At 61.7% G+C, this 18,147-nt stretch carries 19 protein-coding genes and 1 tRNA gene; 18 read left to right on the forward strand and 2 right to left on the reverse strand.

The genetic code is table 11. The annotated features are described in order from the left end of the window. The first annotated feature begins 67 nt into the window (after nucleotides 1–67). From atpE to murA, 9 genes are all read left to right on the forward strand, one after another. Nucleotides 68–292: a F0F1 ATP synthase subunit C gene (gene atpE / locus PGC08_RS09070; RefSeq protein ID WP_009884049.1), complete on the forward strand. Its 225-nt coding sequence runs from the start codon at nucleotides 68–70 to the stop codon at nucleotides 290–292. Nucleotides 293–311: 19 nt separating this feature from the next. Further along, nucleotides 312–863: a F0F1 ATP synthase subunit B gene (locus PGC08_RS09075; RefSeq protein WP_009884050.1), complete on the forward strand. Its 552-nt coding sequence runs from the start codon at nucleotides 312–314 to the stop codon at nucleotides 861–863. Further along, nucleotides 863–1,669 carry a F0F1 ATP synthase subunit delta gene (locus tag PGC08_RS09080; RefSeq protein ID WP_009884051.1) on the forward strand — a complete coding sequence of 269 codons (807 nt, stop codon included), beginning with the start codon at nucleotides 863–865 and terminating at the stop codon, nucleotides 1,667–1,669. The genes PGC08_RS09075 and PGC08_RS09080 overlap by 1 nt, the downstream gene beginning before the upstream one ends. Nucleotides 1,670–1,753: 84 nt before the next feature. Further along, nucleotides 1,754–3,388, forward strand: a complete 1,635-nt coding sequence (atpA, locus tag PGC08_RS09085; RefSeq protein WP_069600049.1) for a F0F1 ATP synthase subunit alpha — start codon at nucleotides 1,754–1,756, stop codon at nucleotides 3,386–3,388. A gap of 31 nt (nucleotides 3,389–3,419) precedes the next feature. Continuing rightward, nucleotides 3,420–4,352, forward strand: coding sequence for a F0F1 ATP synthase subunit gamma (locus PGC08_RS09090; RefSeq protein ID WP_009884053.1), 933 nt, complete (start codon nucleotides 3,420–3,422; stop codon nucleotides 4,350–4,352). 27 nt (nucleotides 4,353–4,379) lie between these two features. Next, nucleotides 4,380–5,828, forward strand: coding sequence for a F0F1 ATP synthase subunit beta (gene atpD, locus PGC08_RS09095; RefSeq protein WP_009884054.1), 1,449 nt, complete (start codon nucleotides 4,380–4,382; stop codon nucleotides 5,826–5,828). A gap of 3 nt (nucleotides 5,829–5,831) precedes the next feature. Continuing rightward, nucleotides 5,832–6,092, forward strand: coding sequence for a F0F1 ATP synthase subunit epsilon (locus PGC08_RS09100; RefSeq protein WP_069600050.1), 261 nt, complete (start codon nucleotides 5,832–5,834; stop codon nucleotides 6,090–6,092). Nucleotides 6,093–6,114: 22 nt separating this feature from the next. Further along, nucleotides 6,115–6,582: a DUF2550 domain-containing protein gene (locus tag PGC08_RS09105; RefSeq protein WP_009884056.1), complete on the forward strand. Its 468-nt coding sequence runs from the start codon at nucleotides 6,115–6,117 to the stop codon at nucleotides 6,580–6,582. Further along, a complete protein-coding gene (gene murA, locus PGC08_RS09110; RefSeq protein ID WP_271709990.1) occupies nucleotides 6,582–7,895 on the forward strand; it encodes a UDP-N-acetylglucosamine 1-carboxyvinyltransferase in 1,314 nt (437 codons plus the stop codon). Before PGC08_RS09105 ends, murA begins: the two co-directional genes overlap by 1 nt. A gap of 26 nt (nucleotides 7,896–7,921) precedes the next feature. Here the strand turns inward: murA and nucS are convergent, their stop codons facing one another. Continuing rightward, nucleotides 7,922–8,617 (reverse strand): endonuclease NucS, encoded by a 696-nt coding sequence (gene nucS, locus PGC08_RS09115; RefSeq protein ID WP_101598512.1) that lies wholly within the window; start codon nucleotides 8,615–8,617, stop codon nucleotides 7,922–7,924. Between the two features lie 30 nt (nucleotides 8,618–8,647). Here nucS and PGC08_RS09120 point away from each other — a divergent pair, with 30 nt between their 5' ends. Next, entirely contained in the window at nucleotides 8,648–8,944 is a 297-nt protein-coding gene (locus PGC08_RS09120) for a hypothetical protein (RefSeq protein WP_271709991.1), read from the forward strand. Nucleotides 8,945–9,048: 104 nt separating this feature from the next. On the opposite strand, the gene PGC08_RS09125 is transcribed toward PGC08_RS09120, so the two are convergent. Next, a complete protein-coding gene (locus PGC08_RS09125) occupies nucleotides 9,049–10,635 on the reverse strand; it encodes a cell division protein (protein ID WP_193083903.1) in 1,587 nt (528 codons plus the stop codon). Between the two features lie 229 nt (nucleotides 10,636–10,864). On the opposite strand from PGC08_RS09125, the gene PGC08_RS09130 reads away from it, so the two are divergent. The 8 genes from PGC08_RS09130 (at nucleotide 10,865) to PGC08_RS09165 (ending at nucleotide 18,102) form a co-directional block, all read left to right on the forward strand. Further along, a complete protein-coding gene (locus PGC08_RS09130) occupies nucleotides 10,865–12,055 on the forward strand; it encodes an acetyl-CoA C-acetyltransferase (protein WP_271709992.1) in 1,191 nt (396 codons plus the stop codon). Between the two features lie 55 nt (nucleotides 12,056–12,110). Next, the gene (locus PGC08_RS09135) at nucleotides 12,111–12,425 is read left to right on the forward strand and encodes a thiamine-binding protein (protein ID WP_009884061.1); all 315 of its coding nucleotides are present in this window, start codon (nucleotides 12,111–12,113) and stop codon (nucleotides 12,423–12,425) included. Nucleotides 12,426–12,610: 185 nt separating this feature from the next. Then, nucleotides 12,611–12,817 (forward strand): hypothetical protein, encoded by a 207-nt coding sequence (locus PGC08_RS09140; RefSeq protein WP_009884062.1) that lies wholly within the window; start codon nucleotides 12,611–12,613, stop codon nucleotides 12,815–12,817. A gap of 141 nt (nucleotides 12,818–12,958) precedes the next feature. Further along, nucleotides 12,959–13,032: transfer RNA gene (locus tag PGC08_RS09145), tRNA-Arg, on the forward strand. A gap of 118 nt (nucleotides 13,033–13,150) precedes the next feature. Further along, entirely contained in the window at nucleotides 13,151–14,848 is a 1,698-nt protein-coding gene (locus PGC08_RS09150; protein WP_029417346.1) for a dynamin family protein, read from the forward strand. Next, a complete protein-coding gene (locus PGC08_RS09155) occupies nucleotides 14,845–16,425 on the forward strand; it encodes a GTPase (RefSeq protein WP_271709993.1) in 1,581 nt (526 codons plus the stop codon). The genes PGC08_RS09150 and PGC08_RS09155 overlap by 4 nt, the downstream gene beginning before the upstream one ends. A gap of 208 nt (nucleotides 16,426–16,633) precedes the next feature. Further along, nucleotides 16,634–17,233, forward strand: a complete 600-nt coding sequence (locus PGC08_RS09160; protein WP_009884065.1) for a single-stranded DNA-binding protein — start codon at nucleotides 16,634–16,636, stop codon at nucleotides 17,231–17,233. A 143-nt stretch (nucleotides 17,234–17,376) separates the two neighbouring features. Next, the gene (locus PGC08_RS09165) at nucleotides 17,377–18,102 is read left to right on the forward strand and encodes a DUF6993 domain-containing protein (RefSeq protein WP_271709994.1); all 726 of its coding nucleotides are present in this window, start codon (nucleotides 17,377–17,379) and stop codon (nucleotides 18,100–18,102) included. Nucleotides 18,103–18,147: the final 45 nt, after the last annotated feature.

Genomic DNA, 18,147 nt, shown 5'->3' on the forward strand with positions numbered 1-18,147 from the left:
TCTGTAACCTCAGACGTTACAAGGGCCGGGCCAACCACCCGGCCGACTTATGAAAGGAAAGCATTCAATGGATATGCTCGCTGAAGTCACCGGCAGCCTCAACACCGTCGGTTACGGCCTCGCCGCAATCGGCCCCGGCGTCGGTGTCGGTATTGTCATCGGTAAGACCATCGAGGGAACCGCACGTCAGCCTGAGATGGCCGGTGCACTGCGCGGAAACATGTTCCTCGGCATTGCGCTGATCGAGGCCCTGGCCCTGATCGGCATCGCCACCCCGTTCTTCCTGCCCTGATCACGAAGAGGACTAAACGATGACTCCGGTACACATTCTTGCTGCGTCTGAGAACCCGCTTCTCCCCGCGTGGTACGACATCGTCTGGAGTGCCATCTGTCTGCTGATCGTCTTCCTGGTTGTCTGGAAGTACGTCCTCCCAGCCTTCAATAAGACTCTTGATGAGCGCGCAGAGCGCATTCAGGGTGGAATTGAAAAGGCTGAGAAGGTGCAGGCCGAAGCCGATGAGGCTCTGGCCGAGTATCAGAAGCAGCTCGCCGACGGCCGTGCAGAAGCTGCACGACTGCGCGCCGAGGCTCAAGAAGAAGGCGCCCAGATCATCGCCAATATGAAGACCCAGGCTCATGCAGAGTCCGAGCGCATCGTCGCTCAGGCTCAGACGCAGATCGAAGCCGAGCGTCAGTCCGCCATGGTGCAGCTGCGTTCGGAAGTCGGGACGCTCGCCACTGATCTGGCATCACGCATCGTCGGCGAATCACTCACCGATGATCAGCGCTCTGCCAATGTGGTCGATCGTTTCATCACCGATCTCGAGTCGCAGTCTTCGGCACAGCCGGTCAAGGGGGCGTGATGCTCCAGTCGAGCAGATTGTCCCTGCAGGCCGTACTTGAAGCCGCCAATGCTGAGATCTCCCGCGGCGACGCGCGTGAAATCGGTACGGGCGAGCTGGCCATCGTTGCTGTTCTCGCTGAGAACGTGACGTTGCGCAAGGCCTTGGCAGACTCGTCCGAGTCGGCTGAGAAGAAGCAGCATCTGCTGCGGACTCTGTTCTCGACTCGGACCAGTGAGACTGTCCTGCGTCTGAGTGAACTGGCGGTGAGCCACCGCTGGGCCAGGACTCAGGACCTCGTGACCAGCCTTGAAGTTGCTGGAGTGACAGCTATCGCTGCTGCCTCTCAGGCTTCCGGTCAACTCGGTCAGGTGGAAGAGGAAGTCTTCCGCTTCGCCCGTCTGTGTGAAAGCGAACATGAACTGGCGCGCGCCTTGGAATCTGATGCGTCTGCGTCGGCCAAGCGTGCGCTCATCGCAGATCTGCTGGCAGGTAAGGCACAGGCCGACACCATCACCCTGATCGAGCAGGCCGTTCTGTTCCCGCGCGGACTGCGCGTGGCAACGGCTCTGGATCAGTACAGCGATATTCTCGCGGCACGACAGCAGCGCTCCGTCGCCGATGTCACCGTCGCCAAACCGTTGAGCGAAGCTCAGACCCAGAAGCTGACGGCCGCTCTGTCCGCCAGCTACGGACGAGACCTTGTACTCAACGTTCAGGTCGACCCCGCAGTCGTCGGGGGAGTCCGGGTTCAGGTCGGCGATGAGATGATGAGCTCCACAGTGGCTGATCGTCTGGCCGAAGTTCAGCGCAAACTCGCAAGTTAAATCGAGGTGCCGGCCAGTCCGGCAGCACAGGCGGCCCACCGGTCGTCGGACGCAAGTTTTGAGTAAAGGAAGCAGGGAAACCAGATGGCGGAACTGACAATTCGCCCGGAAGAGATCCGGGACGCTCTCGGGAAGTTCGTTGACTCGTACAACCCCGAAAGCTCGGTAAAGTCCGAGGTCGGCAAGGTTGTCACCGCAGGTGACGGAATTGCCCACGTCTCGGGTCTGCCCGGCACCATGGCCAACGAACTTCTCCGGTTCGAAGACGGCACATTGGGCCTGGCACAGAACCTCGACGAGCGCGAGATCGGCGTCGTCATCCTCGGCGAGTTCTCCGGAATCGCTGCGGAGCAGAACGTCTACCGCACCGGTGAGGTCCTCTCCATTCCAGTCGGTGACGGATACCTCGGTCGCGTGGTGGACCCTCTGGGCCACCCGGTCGACGGACTCGGCGAAGTCGAGACCGTTGGTCGTCGCGAACTCGAGCTCCAGGCCGCAGGCGTGATGGATCGGCAGGAGGTCCGCGAACCTCTGCAGACCGGCTACAAGAGCATCGACGCTATGATCCCCGTCGGTCGTGGCCAGCGTCAGCTCGTCATCGGTGACCGCAAGACGGGTAAGACCGCTCTGGCCATCGACACGATCATCAACCAGAAGGACAACTGGGAGACCGGCGATCCGAAGAAGCAGGTTCGCTGCATCTACGTCGCCATCGGCCAGAAGGGTTCGACCATCGCCGGTGTCCGTCGTTCGCTTGAAGAAGCGGGCGCACTGGAATACACCACGATCGTGTCCTCACCTGCTTCTGACTCCGCAGGCTTCAAGTACCTCGCTCCTTACTCCGGTTCGGCCATCGGCCAGCACTGGATGTACGAGGGCAAGCACGTTCTCATCGTGTTCGACGATCTGTCGAAGCAGGCAGAGGCCTACCGTGCGGTATCTCTGCTGCTGCGTCGTCCGCCGGGCCGCGAGGCTTTCCCCGGTGACGTCTTCTACTTGCACTCGCGTCTGCTCGAGCGTTGTGCGAAGCTCTCGGATGAGTTCGGCGGCGGTTCGATGACCGGTCTGCCGATCATTGAGACCAAGGCCAACGACGTCGGCGCGTTCATTCCGACCAACGTGATTTCGATCACCGACGGGCAGATCTTCCTGCAGTCGGATCTCTTCAACGCCGGTCAGCGTCCAGCTGTCGACGTCGGTGTGTCCGTGTCCCGCGTCGGCGGTGCTGCTCAGACGAAGGCGCTCAAGAGCGTCTCCGGTACCCTCAAGATCTCCTTGGCTCAGTATCGTTCTCTCGAAGCGTTCGCTATGTTCGCCTCGGACCTCGACGAGACGACGAAGCGCGACCTTGCTCGCGGTGCGCGTCTGACCGAGCTGCTCAAGCAGTCGCAGTTCTCGCCGATGTCGTTTGAGAAGCAGACCGTGTCGATCTTCGCTGGTACACACGGCTACCTCGACGAGATCCCCGTCTCCGATGTCCTGAAGTTCGAAACAGAGCTTCACGATCACATCGAGCGCAAGACAGGCATCTTCACGACCATTCGTGAGACGCTGAAGCTCGACGATGATACGTCGGCCGAGCTGGAGAACGTGTTGGGCGAGTTCACCAAGAACTTCGTCACCTCCGATTCCAGCGGATCCCAGGCCGGCAGCGAGGACACCGCCACCGCGTCTTCAGACGAGGTCGAGCAGGAAAAGATCGTTCGGCAGAAGCGTTGAACCTGATCCGTAACAGCGAAAGGAAGAACTGATGGGAGCCCAGCAGAGGGTCTTCAAACAGAAGATCCGCTCTACTTCATCCTTGAGGAAGATCTTCAAGGCCATGGAGCTCATCGCTGCTTCACGGATTCAGAAGGCCATTGCCCGTTCGCAGGCCGCCAGCCCCTACGCCAATGCGTTGACCCGCGCGGTCTCTGCAGTGGCAAGCGAATCCAACGTCGACCACGTGTTGACATCCGAACCCGAGAACGTCAGCCGTGCGGCTGTTCTGGTTGTCGGTCCGGACCGCGGATTCGCGGGAGCCTACTCCGCGAACCTGCTGCGCGAAGCCGAAGAACTCATTCGGCTTCTGCACAGCGAAGGCAAGGACGTGTCGCTCTTCACCGTCGGTGGGAAGGCTGAGAACTACTACACCTTCCGCGACCGAGCGATTGTTCAGGCCTGGACCGGATTCTCCGAGACTCCGACTGCTGAGAAAGCACGGGAGATCGGTGAGGCCCTGTTGCAGAGCTTCAATGCCGAATCCGCTGAGAACGGTGTGGATGAGATCTACATCGTCTTCACGAAGTTCGTCTCCAGCGTCAAGCACGATCCGGAATACCGGCGTCTGCTTCCGCTTGAGGTCGTTGACGCTGACGAGGTCGCCACAGGCGGCACGTCAGCACCCGCGAACGATGCGGCCGCGTTCCCTCTCTATGAGTTCGAACCCAGCGCCGAGGCCGTCTTGGACTCGTTGCTGCCGCGATACATCGACTCTCGAGTCCTGTCTGCGCTGTTGAGCGCGTCAGCATCCGAGCAGGCTTCGCGTCAGGCAGCGATGAAGACGGCGACCGACAACGCGGACGATCTCATCAAGACCTACACCCGGTTGGCCAATACGGCTCGCCAGGCGGAAATCACCCAGGAACTCACCGAGATCGTCGGTGGGGCCGATGCCCTCGCGGCATCATCAGCCGGCGACTGACCGGCGAGAGCAGAGAAGAAAGAGACCATGACTGCCACAGCTACGGATACCTCCCCGGCGCAGGGCACAGCCCTCGGCCGGATTTCCCGAGTCATTGGCCCGGTTGTCGACATCGAGTTTCCGCTCGACTCCGTGCCAGCGATCTACAACTCACTGTCCACCTCGGTGGAACTCTCCGAAGGCACGCGCAAGCTGACCTTCGAGACTGCACTGCACCTGGGCAACGGCATCGTCCGTGCCGTGTCGCTGCAGCCCACCGACGGTCTTGTCCGCGGACAGGAAGTCACCGACTCCGGTGCGCCCATCACGGTGCCCGTCGGCGACATCACCAAGAACCACGTGTGGAACACCACCGGTGACTGCCTCAACCTCGAAGACGGTGAGCAGCTCGAGATCAGCGAACGCTGGCCGATCCACCGTACCGCTCCAGCCTTCGACGAACTCGAGTCGAAGACCGAGATGCTCGAAGTCGGCATCAAGAGCATCGACCTCCTCACCCCGTACGTGCAGGGTGGAAAGATCGGCCTCTTCGGTGGTGCTGGTGTCGGTAAGACAGTCCTGATTCAGGAAATGATCTACCGCATCGCGCACAACCACAGCGGCACATCCGTGTTCGCCGGTGTGGGAGAGCGCACCCGTGAGGGCAACGACCTCATCATGGAGATGGACGAGGCAGGAGTGTTCAAGGACACCGCCCTCGTCTTCGGCCAGATGGATGAGCCACCAGGCACCCGTCTGCGCGTTGCACTGTCGGCACTGACCATGGCGGAATACTTCCGCGATGTGCAGAACCAGGACGTGCTGCTGTTCATCGACAACATCTTCCGTTTCACCCAGGCCGGTTCCGAGGTGTCGACCCTGCTGGGCCGCATGCCTTCGGCCGTGGGCTACCAGCCCAACCTGGCTGACGAGATGGGACTCCTGCAGGAACGAATCACTTCGACGCGTGGTCACTCGATTACCTCGATGCAGGCGATCTACGTTCCTGCCGATGACTACACCGACCCGGCTCCTGCAACGACGTTCGCCCACTTGGACGCAACGACCGAGCTCAGCCGTGACATCGCCTCACGTGGTCTGTACCCGGCTATTGATCCTCTGACCTCGACATCGCGCATCCTCGATCCGCTGATCGTCGGCGAAGAGCACTACCGGGTCGCCAACGAGGTCAAGGCCATTCTGCAGAAGAACAAGGAATTGCAGGACATCATCGCCATCCTCGGCGTCGATGAACTCGGCGAAGAGGACAAGCTCGTCGTCCACCGTGCTCGTCGCATCGAGCAGTTCCTGTCACAGAACACGTACACCGCTGAGAAGTTCACCCAGGTGCCCGGTTCGACCGTTCCTCTGGCCGACACGATCGAAGGGTTCTCGAAACTCTGCTCGGGCGAGGTCGACCACATTCCGGAACAGGCATTCTTCAACGTGGGTGGGCTTGACGATGTCATGCGCAACTACGAAGAGATGCAGAAGTAAGCCATGGCTGTCCTCGATGTGAACGTCGTGGCTGCTGATCAGCAGGTATGGGCTGGTGAGGCCAAGCGCGTCATCGCCCGTACCTTGGACGGCGAAATCGGCATCCTGCCTGGCCACGAGCCAGTGCTGGGTGTCGTAGCCGATGGTGAAGCGCGTATTCTCACGACCTCTGAGGAGACCATCCGGGTTAAGGCCGATGGTGGATTCCTCTCTGTCGAGAATAATCGCGTCATCATTGCCGCTGATCAGGCCGAGCTTCTCTGATCTGTCAATTAAACTGGCAACCGTGAACCCTTCTGTCCTTCTGATCGTTCTGCTCTCGTTAGTAGGACTCGCCCTCGCGCTGATCGTCGTCGTGACGATTCGCCGCAGGTCGATCTCGAAGCTCTCCGGTGCTTTTGACTGTTCCATCAACGTGGGCGAGGAATCTTCTTCTCGCCCACGTTGGCGTTTGGGCGTGGCTGTGTTCTCAGTGGCCTCACTGGACTGGTACCCCGTCTTCGCGCTGACTCGCCGCGCCGCAGTCCGGCTGCCGCGCGCCGACCTCGATATTCTCGTCCGCCGCAAACCCACCTCCGGCGAGCAGTACTCGGTACTGCCCGACGCAGTTGTGGTGGACTGTTCCTATGGGAAGGCCGATGGCCGTCCCCGTTCCGTTTCCTTGGCCATGGACACCGAATCGCTGTCGACGATGGCGTCATGGCTGGAATCATCGCCACCTGGCTTCAACCCCACGATGGGAAGGTTCACCTGATGGATGTCTTTCGCTTGACCGGTCCGAGTCGACTGCTCGGCGAAGTCGACATCAGGGGAGCGAAGAACAGCGTTCTCAAACTGATGGCCGCGAGTCTGCTCGCCGTGGGACGGACAACGATCTCCAACGTGCCGGCCATTCTCGACGTGCGCATCATGGTCCAGCTCCTCATCCGGCTCGGCTGCACGGTCGACTACGATGCCGATCGCGGCATCGTGAGCATCGACGTTCCCGCCGAGGTGGGTATCCAGGCTGACTATGAGCTCGTGCGTGCAATGCGAGCCTCCATCTCTGTGCTCGGACCCCTGACCGCTCGGATGCGTTCTGCCCACGTGGCACTGCCAGGCGGAGACGCGATCGGCTCACGAGGTCTCGACATGCATCAGGCCGGCCTCGAAGCTCTCGGTGCGACGGTGCACCTGGACCACGGCTATTTCGTCGCGGAGGCCCCAGAAGGACTTCGCGGAACTGACATCGTCCTCGAATTCCCCTCCGTCGGCGCCACAGAGAACCTCGTGATGGCGGCGACCCTGGCCCACGGTGTGACAACGATTTCCAACGCGGCCAAGGAGCCGGAGATCGTCGATATCTGTACCATGCTCGTCGACATGGGAGCTCAGATCAAAGGGATCGGCACGGCCGACATCACGATCACCGGCGTCGACGAACTTCGCCCCGTCGACCATCGCACGGTCGGAGACCGGATCGTGGCCGGGACCTATGCCTTCGGGGCTGCCCTCTCCGGCGGTGACGTGACCGTCAAGGGCGTCGGACTCGAGCTCATGCCCAACATCGCTATCAAGCTTCGTGACTCCGGTGCCACTGTCGACGACCTAGGCGAGATCGATCTTCGCGACGGTACGCGCGGAGGAGGCTTCCGAGTCCGCGGCGCAGAACGGCCCCACGCCATTCGGGTCGCAACGATGCCGTTTCCCGGGTTCCCCACAGACCTGCAGCCATTCGTCATCGCCTTGAACTCCGTCTCTGACGGAGTCGGGCTGCTGTCGGAGAACCTGTTCGAGGCACGCTGGAGGTTCGTTCAGGAGATTGCCCGACTCGGTGCCAAAGTCCGCATCGACGGCAACCATGCACTGATCTCCGGGATTGAGAGTCTCTCCGGCGCCGAGGTGGAAGCCTCAGACATCCGCGCCGGTGCCGGCCTGGTGATGGCGGGGCTGCGTGCCGCCGGCATCACAGAGGTCTCCGGCATCGACCATATCGAACGCGGCTACGAGAATTTCGTGAGCAATCTGCGCAGCCTCGGCGCCAACATCGAACGCGTCGAGAAAGCCGACATACTCAGTTTCGAGTAGGTCTCAGACCAACTTTCGAAAAGGGTTCAGAACAGGCGTGAGTCGGGATCGTCCATGCCCCGCAGCGCGTCATAGTCCAGAACGACACAGCGGATACCGCGATCCTCGGCCAGCGTACGCGCCTGCGGCTTGATCTCCTGAGCTGCGAAGACGCCCTGTACCGGTGTCAGCAGCGGGTCACGGTTCATCAGTTCGAGATACCTGGTCAGCTGCTCAACACCATCGATGTCGCCACGACGCTTGATCTCCACGGCGACAGATTTGTGTCCTTGGTCGCGAGCGAGGATGTCGACAGGTCCGATGGCCGTCATATATTCGCGCCTGACCAGGCTGTAGCCGTCACCGAGAGTCTCGATGTGCTCTGCGAGCAGTTCCTGGAGATGGGCTTCGACGCCGTCTTTGACCAAGCCGGGATCAATACCGAACTCATGCTGGTCATCGGAGATCACCTCGGCGATGGAGATGACGAGCTTGTCACCGGTCTTGGCCTGTGACACCGTCCATATCTCTGTCATGCCGGCCTCCGTCTGCTCCTGGCTCGGATCAGCGACTGTGATCGAACACGGGGGAGTCATCCAGTTCAGGGGCTTGTACGATCCGCCATCCGAATGGATGAGGATCGAACCGTCGGCCTTGAGCATGATGAGACGGGTGGCCATGGGCAGGTGGGCGGTCAGACGACCAGCATAATCAACGGAGCACTTAGCAATGACGAGACGCACGCGCTTCACCCTACGTGAGAGAATGGCCAGATGCCACGATCTATCTCCTCGCGTCGCAAAAACAAATGGCAGCAGGCCCCACGTGAGCTCTCCGACTCCGTCAGCGGGCTGCGCACGAGCCGAGACCTGCCCGACGGAACCTGGTCCGTGCAGAACGTTGCCGGGAATTCTCAGGGCAAGATCTATATCTGTCCCGGGTGTGGACAGGATCTGGCTTCATCGACGCCCCATATCGTTGCCTGGAGACAATCGGCTCGGTACGGCACCGAGGTGGGTGTGGAATCCCGTCGACACTGGCATTCGAGGTGCTTTCAGAAGTTCCGCTGACCAAGGGCCTCGTATGTACTGAGGCGACATCGAGACATGGAAAAGGGCCAGTTCATCATGAACTGGCCCTTCTCATCAGTGCGGGCTACGGGCGAGGCCGAACCTCAGCGCAAGGAGTTCCGCGACCGCGAGGCCTTGCTGTTACGGTTCTTTCCGCCTGACACCTGAGCATCGATGGCGATCGTGTCGGCGTCCGTGGCTCCGTTCGGCAAGTCGGAGTCCTCTGCTTCCTCGGCTTTGTCCGCTGCGGTTGTGTCTGCCGGGGTCGCCTTGTCGGACTCGGCGCCGGTGGACTTCGAATCGGTTGCTTTGGAATCGGTGCCCTCGACAGAAGCGTCTTTACCGGATGCCTGTGGTGCTGTGGTCGCAGCCGATGACCCACCGGCGCCTTGTCCGCCCTTGGCGTCGGACTTCGCATCCTTGGACGCGTCTCCATCTGCCTCGGCGTCGGAATCCTCTGCGAGGAGGTCAGCGAGTTCCTGCTCATCGGCGATCTGTTCGGTGGCGTGGGATGCGGACTCGGCCTTGGCCGGATCGACCGAATCGCCTCCCATCACACCTGGCATGGCGAACAGCGAACGGAGCTGATCGAGCTGAGCGGTGATCGTCTTGCGCTGCTTGGTCAGCAGGTCGACCTGAGACTGAGCCGATGCGACGTTGCGTTTGGCTTCGGCTGCGGACTCTTCGATCGTCGCCTCGGCAGTCGCGCGGGCTTCGCCGATGAGGGTCTGCGCGCGGGTCTTGCCGTCGGCGATGATGTCATCGGCCTTCTTCACAGCATCCGCACGTGTCGTCTCAGCTCGTTCCGCGGCTTCCTTGGCCTCAGCATCGGCCTTGGCAGCACGTGCCTGTGCCTCATCGATGAGCTTCTTGTTCTCAACCTGAGCGGCGTCGTAACGCTTCTTGCGCTCGGACTCGGCCTCCTGGCGCTTACCAGCTAGCTCGACATCGAGTTCGTCAGCAGCCTTGGTTGACGCCTCATCACGAGCCTTGGCTGCGGCGAGCAGCTCATCGGCCTGCGCCCGAGCGGTGCTGAGCGACTCATCCGACTGAGTCTTGGCCGCAGCGCGGAGATCCGCAGCCTCCTTCTCCGCGGTGGCCTTGAGCTCGGCGAGTTCGTGTTCGAGGCTCTCGCGTGCTTCCTTCGTGGCTGCCTCGTTGGCTTCCTTGGCCTGGTTGTACTCACGCTCGGCAGTCGCCTTGAGCTCAGAGGCTCGCTTCTCGGCGGCCTTCACGGTCTCATCGGCGCGCATTTCGGCGGAACTGATGATCGCATCGGCCTCAGAGCGAGCATTCGACAGAGTGTCGTTGCTCTCTGTGTGCATGCGCGCACGTGCAGACGCAGCTTCGGCGCGTGCCTTATTGCGGATGGTCTCGGCATCGGAGTTCGCCTGGGAGAGCGTCTCACGAGCCTGGGACTCAGCGATTTTGAGCAGGTGGTCGATGCGGCTTCCGGGAGGGCCTGCCGCCTCGGCGCTGTCATTGGCCGCCTTCTTCAGCTGAGCCTTGGCCTCGGAGAGCTCGCCAGCGATCTGCAGCTTCGCCCGATCAGCGTTGATGACCTGACTACGTGCATCTGAGAGGGCTTTACGAACGGACTCGACCTCGGTCCGCAGCTGCTGCAGGCGAGAATCAACTTCACTTTTTTCGTAGCCGCGCATCGCTGTGCGGAATTCTTCGGTGGGCGTCACTGAAGTGGACTCCTGTCGTGTCAAGGGATGTGGTCAAATCGTCCACCCCCTACTCTAACGGACGCACCATGAGTGTTGGGTGCGAATACTCAAGTGCGGACGGGACTTGTCACTATGTGACACAGCCCCCGTGACCGAGGCCACAGACAGCTGGACTACCCTTGGATCAGAAAGAAACTTCATCGATTTCCCTGCGCTTGAGTGGGGTTCGGAAACCTGAGGAGGAAATATGGCTGAAGCAGTGATCGTCGCGGGTGCGCGCACGCCGTTCGGACGTCTGCAGGGAGGGCTGTCATCGCTGACAGCCGTGCAGCTTGGAGGTAAGGCCATCGCCGGCGCGCTCGGTCGTGCCGGCATCACCGGCGACGACGTTGAGTACGTCATCATGGGCCAGGTTCTGCAGGCCGGTCTCGGCCAAGGGCCAGCAAGGCAGGCCGCGGTCGAAGCGGGCATCCCGATGAACGTGCCCGGCGTGACCGTGAACAAGCTGTGCCTCTCAGGCATCAACGCGATCACTCAGGCCGCCCAGCTGGTGCGGGCAGGAGAGTACGACGTCGTCGTCGCCGGCGGCCAGGAGTCGATGAGTCTGGCGCCTCACCTGCTGGAGAAGTCACGTTCGGGCTACAAATACGGTGACGTGGTCGTCAAGGATCACATGGACTACGACGGCCTGTGGGACGCCTTCACCGACCAGGCCATGGGCGGACTGACCGAAGACGCCAACGCCGGAGACTTCGAGTTCTCCCGCGAGGACCAGGACGCCTTCGCAGCTCGTTCGCATCAGCGCGCGGCAACCGCCTGGGAGTCGGGCCTCTTCGGCGATGAGGTCGAACCCATCACCATTCCCGGCCGCAAGGGCGATGTGACCGTGTCCAACGACGAAGGTGTGCGCGCCGAGACCACACCGGAGTCGATGGCCAAGCTGCGGCCAGCCTTCCGCAAGGATGGAACCATCACCGCCGGAAACGCGTCACAGATCTCCGATGGAGCATGCGCCGTCGTCGTCATGTCCCTGGAGAAGGCCGAGGAGCTTGGTGCCCCGATCCTCGCTGAGATCCGCTCCCATGGATGGACTGCCGGTCCCGACTCCTCTCTGCAGCATCAGCCCTCGCAGGCGATCCAGGCAGCTGCAGAGAAGGAAGGCGTTGCCGCCGATTCCTTCGACCTCTACGAGATCAACGAGGCCTTCGCCGCGGTGGGCCTGGCCAGTTCGAAGGACCTGGGCGTTGACCCGGACAAGGTCAACGTCAATGGTGGCGCAGTGGCACTCGGCCACCCGATCGGAGCGTCCGGGGCACGCATCGTGCTGACCCTGGCCCTTGAACTCCAGCGCCGAGGTGGCGGAACCGGTGTCGCCGCGCTGTGCGGTGGCGGAGGACAGGGAGACTCGCTGATCATCACTGTGCCCGCCCAGAACTGATCCCAACCGCATTTGACCCTGAGTACAACGGGTCACGATCCAAGAGGAGAGCATGATGCTCGTCGCATTCTCCGTCGCTCCCAGCGGCGGTGACAACACAGACGCGTCGGTCCATGACGCGGTAGCCGCTGCTGTGGAGGTGGTCCGACGTTCCGGGCTGCCGCACCGAACCGATTCGATGTTCACCACGATCGAAGGCGACTGGGACGAGGTGTTCGCTGTGGTCAAGGAGGCCACCGACGTCGTCGGCGAATTCGGTCCACGCGTGGCGTTGGTGTTGAAGGCCGATATTCGTCCGGGATACACGGGGGAGATCGATGGCAAGCTCGAACGTCTGGAAAAGGCCCTCGACGCCCGCGGCGGCGACTGATCGACCCTCGGCGTCACCGTCGAGGCTCGCCGGTCGCAGCACATGGATCGCCGCACCGGAGCCAGGAGGTGTGGGGCGGGAAGTACCCAGCGGTAAGTTGGGCGCAGCGGAAATTTTCGGGGAATTCATAGTGACGTAGGTCTCATTCAGGTCTACTCTTTTCTTAAGAAAGAAGGAGATGAACAATGAACGGGTCCACCTATTTCACTACAGCCACCGCACTGACGATGGTTGCCCTGCTCGGTTTCATGGCCGCCGGCTTCTTTCCGGTCATCGTTGACTTTGCCTTCGCCATCGAAGCCGTGGCCGTCATCCTGGCTCTGACCGGGCTTGTGATGGTTGCGTTCGTGACCGTGCGAAAGTCACTGGAGCGTGCCGCTCGACTGTACTGATGCAATGCCCGATCGTCGCGTGATTCACAGTGGCGACGCAGCTTGCTGACAACGGCCCTTGTCGAAGTTTCGGAGTTCGTCTCCGAGGCTTTGACGAGGGCCGCTTTCTGTTCTGGATCACGAATCGGTTAGGATATTTGAGCCTCCGTAGCTCAGTTGGATAGAGCAACCGCCTTCTAAGCGGTAGGCCGCGGGTTCGAGCCCCGCCGGGGGTACTTTTTGTGCTCTGACGGCCCTTTCGCCCTTCCGGCGTTTCCCTGCAATGACCAATTACCGCGCGCTACGGCGTGGCAATTGGTGCACGGCTGGGAAAACGTAGAGAGTGGATGCGTGATGACAGACAGTAAGAGTGCCGTGACGCCACCAGTGGGAGGGGCGCTGAGCGATATCGCGAAGCGAGTCTCAGAAACCCGCTTCACCCTGCAGACCGACGACTTCGCCGACGGTCGCGAACTGCACCGACAGCTCTCCTCGGAGCTGACGGACTATCTGCTCCCGCGCATCAATCGGACGCAGACGCCCTTCATGATCGCGGTCGGTGGGTCAACTGGCGCAGGCAAGTCCACCTTGGTGAATTCCCTGGTCGGACGCACGGTGACTCCCGCGGGGGTGCGCCGTCCGACGACGGGCAACCCGATCGTGGTGCACAACCCTGCTGACACCAAATTCTTCGAATCGCAGTCCTTTCTCTCTGATCTGCCGCGCAGCACGGATCCGACGACGCAGACCCCCTCGGTCGTGCTCATTCCCGATGACGGTGTCGAGCCGGGCACGGCTGTGCTCGACTGCCCGGATATCGACTCCATCGCCGAGTCGAACCGTGAGTTGGCCCGCCGCATTCTGATGAGTGCCGACCTGTGGATGTTCGTGACCACGGCCAACCGCTATGCCGACGCCGCGCCCTGGGCGCTGCTCAAGGACGCCGCTGTCCGCAACACCTCGGTCGCGATCGTGCTCGACCGGGTACCGCCGCAGGCGAACCGCGAGGTCAGGCACCATCTTTCCAGTCTGCTGTCCGAGGCGGGACTGGCGAACTCTCCGATCTTCGCTGTGGCCGAGCTCGAACTGGAGGACGGCCTGCTTCCGCACTCGGCGATCTATCCGATTCGTTCCTGGATCAGCCAAGTGAGTTCCGAGGGACGCTCGCAGGACCGCATTCGTCAGCGCACCCTCACCGGCTCCATCAGTGCGATGCCGGCCCAGGTGAAGTCCTTGGCTGACTTCGCAGAGAGCCAGGAGACGACGTTCGACCGGCTGCAGGCCAGCCTGGATCAGACGTTCAGATCCGCGGACGAAGGGCTCGCGCAGGTATTCTCCGACGGTCGCGTGCTGCACGGAGAGGTCAATGCGAGATGGCAGGACTTTGTGGGAACAGGTCAGCTGTTTCGCGGTTTGGAGCCTACGATGGCTCGCATGCGCGACCGGATCTCCGCCGCAGTCACCGGCAAACACGATGCCGCCTCGCCGCTGCACATTGCCATTCTGCGCAGCGCAGCCATTTCGTTGCGGGAACAGGCTATCGGCGTCGTCGAAGAGGTCGGCACCACATGGGTTCGGGACTCGGCTGGCTCGGCCCTGCTCGATGCGTACCCCGAGCTGCGCCACAGTTCCAATGATCTTGAGGATTCCGTCAAGTCCGCCGTCAGCGGATGGTCGAATGAGGTGAACGCGCTGGTTCGAGAGATCGGCCAGGGCAAGAAGTCGAAGGCGAGAATTCTGTCCTTCGGTGTCGGCGGAGTCTGCGCCGTCGTCGAATACGCGGCATTCTGGGATCCGAAGTACACGAACGCCGGCGACCAGGCGTCGCGCAACGACGCCAACGTCGCCCTCAGCCTGGCCGGCACGATCTTCGGGGAGCAGGAAGCCGTGAATCTCATCGGATCGATTCGGGATCGTTTCCTGACCACAGCTGCAGGAATCGTCGGCGGCTGCCGGGCTCCCTTTGACAACGTACTACGACTATCCGCGGTACCGGCGCGGCAAGCAGGCGCCCTGCGCGCCTCCGGTGATCGACTTGAGGTGGCATTGTGAACGATCCTGCACAGTCCGAGATCAGGCGTCGAGCCGAAGGAATTCGGCAGACCCTGTCCCTGGGACCCGACAAATTGAGCGCCGAAGTTCGTACGGACGCGCAGAACCTGCTCAACCGTGCCGAGGATCGGCTCGGCCTGGGCGAGGAGTTCACCGTCGTGGCCTTCGCCGGCTCCACCGGTTCGGGAAAGTCCTCTCTGTTCAATGCCGTTGCCGGACTGGACATCGCCCGGGTCGGCGTTCGTCGGCCCACCACCTCCCGTCCCACTGCATGTGTGTGGGGCGAAGGCGGCAACGACATCCTCAATTGGCTCCATGTGCCCGAGCGCAGCAGGACCTGGCGCGAATCAGCGCTCGACGGTGATGATCAGCGCAAGCTGCACGGCCTGATTCTGCTTGACCTGCCTGACCATGATTCGACCGCGGTCAAGCACCGTGTTGAGTCCGATCGTCTGGTTGGGCTCGTCGATGTGGTGTTCTGGGTCGTTGACCCACAGAAGTACGCCGACTTCTCGCTCCACTCCGAGTATTTGGCAAAGCTGGCCGAGAACAGCTCGAACATGGTGGTCGTTCTCAACCAGGTCGACAAGCTCAGCGACGAAGAGCGGAAGGCTGCCGCCGATCATCTGCAGCAGCTGCTTGTCGAAGACGGACTCACCGACACCAAAGTCCACATGACCTCGGCTGTGACACGAGACGGAATCCCACAGGTCAGGTCGATCTTGGCCGACACGGTCGATTCCAAACAGGCGGCTTCTGAACGGCTGCTCTCCGATATGCAGGCCATGTCCAAACGGATGCAGCACGAACTCGGTGAGCCTGTGGTCCCGCCGGATGAACGTCCGGGAGCGTCGCGTCTGGTGGAGACCATGTCCGATGCCGCCGGCGTCGAGGCGGTTGCCCAGACCGTCCATGACGACTATATCCGTCGGGCCTACCGCAAGACGGGTTACCCAGTCCTGGCGTGGATGCAGAGGAACGCACCCGACCCGCTGGGAGCCAAGCACGGTCAGGGCAGGGAAGAGCTCATCCGCGCATCGGTGCCAGCCACCAGCAGAGCGCAGAGCTCGCAGGTACGCCTGATGGCTCACGAACTCATCACGGAATCCGTGTCCTCGTTGCCCAGACCATGGCAGAGCGCGGTCGTGGAAGCAGAGAAGGCAAGCACCACAGAGCTGTCTGAGACCCTCGACTCGGCCGTGACAGCTGTGGATATCAAACCTCGGACGCCCGGCTGGTGGTCATTGGCCAGGGTTCTGCAGATCATCTTCTTCATCGCCACGATCCTGGGACTCCTGGGTGTCATCGCTGCAGCGCTTCTCACCATCTTCGCTCCCGGATCGCTGCCAGGCTGGAGCTGGTTCGTGACGATCGGGCTGCTGGTGGTGGGAATCATCGGTTCCGTTGTGACATCGGTGATCGCCAAGTCCGCGCGCAGCAAGGGGGCTGATGAAGCTGCCGGCGAAGTAGACCGAAAGCTTCGCGACGCAGTCGGAAGCGTTGCGCAGAGTTCGTACCTGGAACCGGTCAACACCGTCATCGACGAGCACCGCCGGGCATACGAGACGTTGCGCTGATACTTCTGTGCACAGGAGCTCAGACTCGTGTGCCAATGCCCTGTGGACGATCAACGATCGTCCACAGGGCATTTTTCATGTCTGGACGCCGACATCGTCTGCCGCGCTCACTGGTGAATGACGTGATGGACCGATTCACACTGCATCGCCCCCGATGGGTGATCGGGCAGGGGCCATTACGAAACACTCCAAGAAGCGAGGCAACACGATGTCCATCATCCCGATCAACCTCAGCGGCACAGTGGCCGCCGATCCGCAGAGCCGCACCCTGCCGTCTGGCAGAGCCTGCGCCTCCTTTCGGTTGGCCGTCAACCATTGGCGCCTCGACAAAGGAACCGGAGAGTATCTCTCCGACACGACCTCGTGGTTCAGCGTCGACTGCTACGGGCCTCTGGCCAGCAACTGCTCGATGAGTCTGCACCAAGGTATGTCCGTCGTCGTACAGGGGACCCTGAAGATTCGGGAATGGTCGACTGATGAGAAGCGGGGAATCGCTCCGACCGTTGTTGCAGAACACATCGGTCCCGATCTTCGCTACGGCACCGCCAACTATCAGAAGTCCAGTAACCCGAATCGGCAAACCGAAGGTCAGCAGCAGACGGCTGCAGGCGGCGATTCGGGGTGGGACAGCCTCGCCGGCGAAGTTCCGCCCAGTGTGACCGGAGCCTCCGACACATCGACCCTCGACTCGCTGGAGGACACGGACGGAGTCGATGAGGACGGAGCGAGAGACGACGATGGGGGAGGGTCCGACAACGGCGATGACGCCATAGCACGAGAGACGGTGAAGGCAGCGGCGCCCTTCTGAGGGCACCGCAGATCGAGTTGACCAACTTCAGCGCAGAGATTTCGTGGGAACATGGGGCGCCGAACGCCTTGGAGTGCACGCCGTTTGCGGCTGTGATCGGCTAAGGTGAGACTGTTAATCGTTCCCACCTGCTGAGGTTGTTGATGCGTCTCGTTCCCCTCCTAGGTCTTGGAGCCCTGACCTTGGCTCTCTCGGGTTGTTCGCTGCTGGGATTGGGCGGAGATGATTCGTCGCCCACTCCGGCTCGCACCCCGGCGAAGCCGGTTGCAGAGGTCGACAAGGTCGTTTCCGCACTGAAACCTCTGACCGGCAACGAAGACACGGTTCCGTCGACGAAGAGATTCTTCACAACGATGATCGATGCCGGCTACGATCCGGAGCAGCTTGAGGCTACGATCGATGACTCCCCGCTGGGCAATGACGTGCCCTCGCAGATGTTCGGCGTCAAAACGGACAAAGGGTGCGTGATCGGGGAGATACGAAAGGGAAAGGCCACCGCAGAGCTGATGCCGCCCACCGAATCGACCGGGGCATGCCTGTTCGGAGAGGTCGAACGTCCGAAGGGCGTGAAGGCGCCCACAGGCGACAAGCGTGAGAAGGACGGCGATTCCAACGGCGCCGGGCACATGCCTGGCGAGGACATCAACGGCACGGACGGGCCCACTGAGAGTCCGTCTCCCGATGAAGGGTCCGATGACACGTCGGAGGGCACGTCATCCGATGGTGCATCGTCCGAAGGCGGTACATCGGGAAGCTCATCCGAAGGGACCACGTCGTCAGAAGGGTCGTCGGAGGAGGGCTCCTCATCGACGGGCGGGTCCGCCGAAGGGTCCTCGTCAGGTGAAGCTCCGTCACTCGGCGGCGGCTGAACAAGGGTGATCAGCTACCGGACCAATTGGCACTTGAACGTGGAC

The sequence above is a fragment of the Brevibacterium sp. BDJS002 genome, assembly GCF_028201555.1.
Classification (GTDB): Bacteria; Actinomycetota; Actinomycetes; order Actinomycetales; family Brevibacteriaceae; genus Brevibacterium; species Brevibacterium aurantiacum.